At 71.7% G+C, this 6069-nt stretch carries 7 protein-coding genes; 5 read left to right on the top strand and 2 right to left on the bottom strand.

Going from position 1 to position 6069, the window contains the following annotated elements; translation table 11 throughout:
• Both ACFRQN_RS39365 and ACFRQN_RS39360 read left to right on the top strand, forming a co-directional pair.
• The coding region (locus tag ACFRQN_RS39365) for a glycoside hydrolase family 15 protein (protein WP_380745436.1) at positions 1–402 on the top strand (402 nt) is incomplete at its 5' end.
• Between the two features lie 126 nt (positions 403–528).
• Positions 529–2016, top strand: a complete 1488-nt coding sequence (locus tag ACFRQN_RS39360) for a glycoside hydrolase (protein WP_380745434.1) — start codon at positions 529–531, stop codon at positions 2014–2016.
• Positions 2017–2095: 79 nt separating this feature from the next.
• Here ACFRQN_RS39360 and ACFRQN_RS39355 read toward each other — a convergent pair whose 3' ends face one another.
• Positions 2096–2821, bottom strand: a complete 726-nt coding sequence (locus tag ACFRQN_RS39355; protein ID WP_380745432.1) for a dienelactone hydrolase family protein — start codon at positions 2819–2821, stop codon at positions 2096–2098.
• A 143-nt stretch (positions 2822–2964) separates the two neighbouring features.
• On the opposite strand from ACFRQN_RS39355, the gene ACFRQN_RS39350 reads away from it, so the two are divergent.
• Positions 2965–3282, top strand: a complete 318-nt coding sequence (locus ACFRQN_RS39350) for a hypothetical protein (RefSeq protein WP_380745430.1) — start codon at positions 2965–2967, stop codon at positions 3280–3282.
• Positions 3283–3410: 128 nt separating this feature from the next.
• Positions 3411–3626: a cold-shock protein gene (locus tag ACFRQN_RS39345; RefSeq protein ID WP_049650536.1), complete on the top strand. Its 216-nt coding sequence runs from the start codon at positions 3411–3413 to the stop codon at positions 3624–3626.
• Between the two features lie 32 nt (positions 3627–3658).
• On the opposite strand, the gene ACFRQN_RS39340 is transcribed toward ACFRQN_RS39345, so the two are convergent.
• Positions 3659–3898 carry a hypothetical protein gene (locus ACFRQN_RS39340; protein ID WP_380745428.1) on the bottom strand — a complete coding sequence of 80 codons (240 nt, stop codon included), beginning with the start codon at positions 3896–3898 and terminating at the stop codon, positions 3659–3661.
• A gap of 847 nt (positions 3899–4745) precedes the next feature.
• Here ACFRQN_RS39340 and ACFRQN_RS39335 point away from each other — a divergent pair.
• A complete protein-coding gene (locus tag ACFRQN_RS39335) occupies positions 4746–6035 on the top strand; it encodes a hypothetical protein (RefSeq protein WP_380745426.1) in 1290 nt (429 codons plus the stop codon).
• The last annotated feature ends 34 nt before the right edge of the window (positions 6036–6069 follow it).

Below are 6069 nucleotides of genomic sequence, written 5' to 3'. Positions count from 1 at the left end.
ATCCCCCAGGTCGGCTTCCTGCCCGCCGACGACAAGCGCGTCATCGGCACCATCGAGGCCATCCAGCGCGAACTGTCCACCGAGGACGGCTTCGTCCTGCGCTACCCCACCGACGGCGGAGTGGACGGCCTGCCGGGCGACGAAGGCGCCTTCCTCGCCTGCTCCTTCTGGCTCGCCGACGCCCTCGCCCTGATCGGCCGCACCGACGAGGCCCGCGAACTGTTCGAGCGCCTGCTGTCGATCCGCAACGACGTCGGCCTGCTCGCCGAGGAGTGGGACCCGCGCCTCAAGCGCCAGGTCGGCAACTTCCCCCAGGCCTTCAGCCACGTCCCGCTGATCGACACCGCCCTGCGGCTGACCCAGCCCCTCGGCCCGGAATCCGGGGACACCACAGCTCCGTGAGACCGGCAACCACAGGGCCGGGAAGTGATCAACAGCACACTGGTTCCGCCTCTCGCCGGTGGTGCAGACTGAGCGCTTCGCGCACGCCCCACATCCGGGCGCGCGGATTCCGTTCAGGGGGGTTTGATGGAACGTCGTACGGTTCTGCGTGGACTGGTGGGCCTGCCGGCCGGAGCGATGGCGGTGCTCTCCGCCGCCCGACCGGCCTGGGCCGACTTCACCACGACGGTGAATCCGTCGGCCAACTGGGGGACCTGGGAAGGGTGGGGCACCTCGCTGGCCTGGTGGGCCAACCAGCTCGGCCCCCGGGAGGACCTGGCCGATGTGCTGTTCAGCCGGAAGACCGTCCGGTTCCAGGGGCAGACGGTACCCGGGCTGGGGATGAACGTGGTCCGCTACAACGTCGGCGGCTCGGGGACGAACAGCATCGGCGGCCGGACGATGAAGCCCGGTCCGACGCTGGACGGCTTCAAGCAGATCGAGGGCTACCAACTCGACTGGGCCTCCGCGGACCCGCAGTCGTCCAGCTGGAACTGGAACGCCGACGCGCACCAGCGCGACATGATGTGGCTGGCCCGGGACCGCGGCGCCGACAGGTTCGAGCTCTTCAGCAACTCGCCGATGTGGTGGATGCTGAAGAACGACGACCCCCGCGGAGCGCCGGACGGCTGGAGCTGCAACCTGCGGGACGACAACTTCGGCCGCCACGCGGCGTACATGGCGACGGTGGCGCGGTACGCCCACGACCACTGGGGCATCGACTTCACCTCCGTCCAGCCGGTCAACGAGCCGGGGGCCAACTGGGGTGGCTACTCGCCGGACCTCATCGGCGGACAGGAGGGCTGCCACTACGACCGGCCCCGACTGGCCGAGATCATCCGGCAGACCCGCACCCAGCTGGACGCGCGCGGCCTGCACTGGATGATGGTGGCGGGCCTCGACGACTGGGGCGTCGGCAGCGCCGCGTACAACTGGCACGACAACCCCGACTTCGACGCCGCCACCCGCGCGGCCGTGGGACGGGTGAACGTCCACGGCTACGACGTCGACGGCGACCGCGACGCGCTGTACAAGATGGTGGCGGCGGACGGCAAGAACATCTGGATGTCCGAGTACGGCGACGGTGACACCAGCGGCCTCCAGCTCGCCCGGAACCTCAACTTCGACCTGCGCTGGCTGCACCCCACGGCATGGGTCATCTGGCAGATCCTCGACTGGGAGAACTACGGGGCGATCACCCTCACCAACGGGGTGATCGGCGCGGTCAACCCGAAGTACTTCCTGCTCGCCCAGTACATGCGGCACATCCGCCCGGGCATGACGATCATCGACGCGGGCCACCCCGACGCCGTCGCGGCCTACGACAGCGTGAACCACAAGCTGGTCATCGTCGCCGTGAACTACGGGGAAGGACAGTGGATCAACTTCGACCTCTCCCGGTTCGGCAGGCCCGGACAGGACGGTGCCCTGGTCGAGCGGTGGGCCACCGGGACGGACGCCGGCGGTGAGCGCTACCAGCAGCACGCGGACACCGTGATGCGCGGCACCCGGTTCTGGTCCTACTTCAACGCCCGTACCGTGCAGACCTTCGAGGTCTCCGACGTCCACCTGTAGGACGTCCGCCGGCAAGGGGCCCTGCCCCGGTGCCCGCCCGGCCCGTCGACCCGGTCGGTCGACGGGCAGGGGCCGGGGCTCACTCCTGTACGGGCACGCACTCGGCGAGCAGGCCGACGATGTCGCGCCAGGCCCGCTGGGCCTGCCGCGGGTGGTGGGCGACGCCGGGGAGCACGGCGTGGCCGACCGTCGGGTGGTGGAAGGCGTGCTGGGCTCCGCCGTAGACCACCAGGCGCCAGTCGACGCCCGCGGCCTGCATCTCGGCGGCGAAGGCGTCCCGCCGCTCGGGCGGCATGATCGGGTCCTCCGACCCGACCCCGGCCCACACCGGGCAGCGGATCCGGGCGGCCTCCCCCGGACGGCCCGTGACCAGGCCGTTGACCGTCCCGATCGCCCGCAGGTCGACGCCGTCGCGCCCGAGTTCCAGCGCGATCGCGCCCCCGGTGCCGTAGCCGATGGCGGCGATCCGCTCGGGGTCGGTCCGCGGTTCGGCGAGCAGCACGTCGAGGGCCGCGTGGCCGATGCCCCGCATCCGGTCGGGGTCGTCGAGCAGCGGCATCACCCGCGCCAGCATCTCCTGCGGGTCGCTGATCCAGCGCCCGCCGTGGAGGTCGAAGGCCAGTGCCACGTAGCCCAGTTCGGCGAGGGCGTCGGCCCGGCGGCGCTGGAAGTCGTTCAGGCCGGGCCCCTCGGGCCCGATCAGGACCGCGGGCCGGCGGCCGGTTCCGGCGGGCAGCGCGAGGTGCCCGATCATCGTCATTCCGTCGGCCGGGTACTCGACCGTACGCGTGGTGACCATCGTCATGGAACGGGACTGTAGTGAGGACCGGCCCCCGCCCGGGCCCGACTTAGCCGTCGGCAGAGCGGGCGGCCCGCCGCCCCGCCGCAGGCCCATCCGCCACTCGCGCACCCGTAGACTCGGGCGCGAGCCGGACGGGATGAGGACCGATGGACTACTGCCGCCACGAGTTGAGCAACTGCGCGGACTGCGCTCCGCGGGCGCAGCCCCGCGAGGGCGCGCCCGGCGCCGAGTGGGACGGCTGGCCGCCGTCGGCGATCATCGTCCACGCCAGCCGGAAGGCGCATCTGCCGGGCTGCCCCCACATCCTCCCGGCCGACGTCGAACCGCCGGTCTACGGCTGGGTGCTCGACCCCTCGCCGGGGGCGTGGCGCCGGCTCTCCGACTCCAACCCGCTGCACGCCACCGGGGGCAACACCCAGCGCTCCGCGACGAGCCGCTGTCAGGACTGCGACGCCACCCAGTAGGCCGTACCAGAGGTCGGGGGCACGGTCACCGCGAACGTCCCGGCGGCCGCCGCTGCGCTTCGCGTCGGAGCGGCTCCGCTGCGTGAGAGACTGGCGCGGTCAGTGTGATCCCTGTGCAAGGAGTGGACATGGCCGACCGCCAGAACGGCACCGTGAAGTGGTTCAACGACGAGAAGGGCTACGGGTTCATCACCCCGGAGTCCGGCCCGGACCTGTTCGTGCACTTCAGGTCGATCGAGGGGGCCGGCTTCAAGTCCCTGGTCGAGGGCCAGCGGGTGACGTTCGAGGCGGTCCAGGGCCAGAAGGGGATGCAGGCCGACAAGGTCCAGGTCGTCGAAGGCTAGGACCCGCCCCGGCCTGACGGGCGGCGGCCCGGCTACACCGGCCGTCGGCCGGTGAGCCTCTGCCACCGGTCCCGTGCCTCGTCCAGTTCGCGGCGGGCCCCGGGGATGCGCGTGTCCGCCTTCTGGCGGGCCAGCACGTCGGCGAGCCGGCGCCGGGCCTCCTCCTGCTCGGCCGTGTCCTCGACCGCTTCGCGCAGGTCGGCCTCGGCCCGGGGCACGAGCGCCTGGCATTCGGCCGTGGCCGCCTTGGCGTCGGCGGCGGCGTTGAACACCTCGACGACGAACTTCCGGACCTCGGCCTCGGGCGTCCCGTCCAGCGGGACGGAGACTCTGCCGACGGCCGGTCGGAAGCGCCACGTAGACGTGGCCGTCGGTGCCGGAGTACTCGTCGAGGAGCGCGACCTCGTGCAGCGGGTACTCCGCCGTACGGCCCTCGGCCGTCACCTCCAGTGTCCGGTCGTACAGCCGCAGGCTGTCCCCGAGGGAGGACCTCAGCGACCCCCGGTCCGGGGACCGGAGCCGGTCCAGGTGCGCCCGGGCCTCGCCGACCCGGCTCGCGTGGGCCCGCTCGGCCGCTTCGACGGCGGAGCGGGCCCTGCCGCGTTCGCGGCCCGCCTCGCGCTTCAGGTCGCGGAGCTTCCCTCGGGCGGCGTCCAGGTCGCGCCGGTGCTCGGCGTACTCCGGGCCGAAGGCGCACCGCCAGCCCCCGGGGTAGCGCAGCATCAGCCAGGCCACCGCTCCGGCGGCCACCAGCACGACCGTCAGGATCCAGCCCACGGGCCCCATCGCTCCCCCTCCCACCGGTTCCCTCGGCCGGCAGCGGCTCGCGCCGGTCCCGGACGGAGCCGATCGTACGAACGGCGGCCCGTCGGCGTGCGGGATTCCGGGAATCAGGAAGGCTCCTCGGGCCCGACTTCCGGGTTTTGGTCATGTTTTTGGCCGTTCTGGTTAAAGACCACGCCAAATAATCGAATGAGCTCTTGCCGAAAATGTGATCACATGTGTGGGCGCTGTGGCGTTGTGCGTCACAGGGGAGGGACCGGTCCGCCTCACCGGGCGGGCCCGATCAACAGGAGTCGCACCATCAACACCGCCATCCGCAAGGCCGCCCGTGGGGCCGTGCCCGTCGCCGTCACCGCCTCCGTGCTCGCCACCGGCCTCACCGCCTGCGGCACCGTCCAGCAGCTGTCCGCCGCGCAGAAGGTCTCGAAGGCCTTCGACAAGGTCCGCGACGGCAAGTCGGCCGGCTTCACCCTCTCCATCGACGCCACCCCCGAACAGGTCGCCGCGTTCGCCAACTCCGGCGAGCACAAGGGCGGCAAGGGCATGATCGGTGCCGCCCGGGGCGACGGCGACATGGACGAGAAGACCGCCAAGGCGATCTCCGGCCTCTCCGTCTCGGTCGCCATCTCGGCCGACAAGCCACTCAAGGACGTCGAGGCCTTCAGGGACGCCGCTAAGGCCGACAAGAACACCGACCTGACGCTCGACAAGTCGGTGCGCGTCTCCTACGTGCTCGCCGACCGCAGCGGCACCGCGCTGCTGGAGTACCGTCAGGTCGACGCCACCGGGTACCTGCACGCCGACGCCAAGGGCCTGGTCAAGCTGGCCGGCGAGGACCCGTCCGTGGTGGACGAGCTGCGCAAGGGCATGCCCGAGCAGCTGAAGCCGGTCGGGGACGTGCTGGCCGGCAAGTGGGTCTCCTTCGACCTCCAGTCGCTCGCGGACCAGGCGAAGGAGTCCGACGGCAAGAAGGCCGCCGCCCCGAGCGCCGCCCCCACCCTCGACCCGGAGCTCCAGAACCAGCTCCTCAACTCGATCAAGGACGTGATCGGCCGCACCGTCACGTACGAGGACAAGGGCAAGAAGGACGGCACCGAGCACCTCTGGGTGAGCGCCCCGGCCCGGCAGCTGGTGGACGAGATGTTCAAGGCCGTCAAGCCGCTGTCCGCCAAGTTCCCCAAGCAGCTGGGCGACTTCCCGGACCAGGCCCCGAGCGACGTGCCGGACCGTAGGATCGGCGTCGACCTCTACCTGAAGGACGGCGCCTTCTCCTCCGCCACCTTCGACCTCGCCCAGCTGGCCGACAAGGTGGAGCCGGGCGTCAACTTCCCGGTGAAGCTCGCCTTCAGCCAGGCGGCCCCGAACGTCCAGGCCCCGGCCGACGCCGTCAAGGTGACCGACGAGCAGCTGATGGACGCGGTGCTGGGCCTGGCCACCGCCGGGGACGACTCCGACGACGAGGACCCGGAGGACCTGCCCGCCGCCGCTCCGCTGACCGCCGCCCAGCTCAAGGAGCTCGCCGCGCTCGGCATCCCGGAGGTCCGGGCCCGCGTCTACAACGAGGCCGGCCTGACCTTCCAGGACATCAAGGAGATCGCCAGGACGACCGCCCCCGCCGGGGCGTAGCCGTACCGACCCGACCGGCCGACCGCCCCCGAGC

Origin of the sequence: Kitasatospora sp. NPDC056800 (assembly GCF_042789775.1) — a bacterium.
In the GTDB taxonomy this organism is placed as follows: Bacteria; Actinomycetota; Actinomycetes; order Streptomycetales; family Streptomycetaceae; genus Kitasatospora.
Note: the sequence above shows the minus strand (reverse complement) of the source record. Positions and strands in the feature narration are given on the sequence as shown.

Excerpts from the sequence above, each read along its gene's own strand:
- ACFRQN_RS39355 (WP_380745432.1), bottom strand. The coding sequence starts at position 2,821 with ATGACGATGGTCACCACGCGTACGGTCGAGTACCCGGCCGACGGAATG.
- ACFRQN_RS39345 (WP_049650536.1), top strand. The coding sequence starts at position 3,411 with ATGGCCGACCGCCAGAACGGCACCGTGAAGTGGTTCAACGACGAGAAG.
- ACFRQN_RS39350 (WP_380745430.1), top strand. The coding sequence starts at position 2,965 with ATGGACTACTGCCGCCACGAGTTGAGCAACTGCGCGGACTGCGCTCCG.
- ACFRQN_RS39360 (WP_380745434.1), top strand. The coding sequence starts at position 529 with ATGGAACGTCGTACGGTTCTGCGTGGACTGGTGGGCCTGCCGGCCGGA.